The organism is Streptomyces sp. MMG1121, from assembly GCF_001280015.1.
GTDB lineage: Bacteria > Actinomycetota > Actinomycetes > Streptomycetales > Streptomycetaceae > Streptomyces.
Genome location: NZ_LGDV01000131.1, coordinates 1 through 291 on the forward strand (window position 1 = coordinate 1; position 291 = coordinate 291).

1 protein-coding gene is annotated in these 291 nt (G+C 67.7%); it reads left to right on the forward strand.

What is annotated here, in order from left to right; translation table 11 throughout:
* Positions 1-291: ricin-type beta-trefoil lectin domain protein (locus ADK64_RS14050; RefSeq protein ID WP_199829608.1), on the forward strand; the 291-nt coding region annotated here is incomplete at both ends.

A 291-nucleotide genomic window follows, 5' to 3' on the forward strand; every position in this document is an offset into this window, starting at 1 on the left:
CAGTCCGGGCGTTGTCTCGATGCGCCGAGTGGTGCCACCGCCAATGGCACGCGGTTGCAGATCTGGGACTGCAACGGTGCCGACGCCCAGAAGTTCGCGGTGAACGGCGGTGGCGTGATCACGGGGCCCGGCGGTAAGTGCGTGGATGTCGCCGCGGACGACACCGGTGGCAATCGCGCGGCCGTGCAGTTGTGGGACTGCCAGACCTACGCCGAGGACCAGCACTGGACCCACAACCCCGACGGCTCGCTGAGCACGATCGGCAAGTGCCTTGACATCGAGGGCGATGGC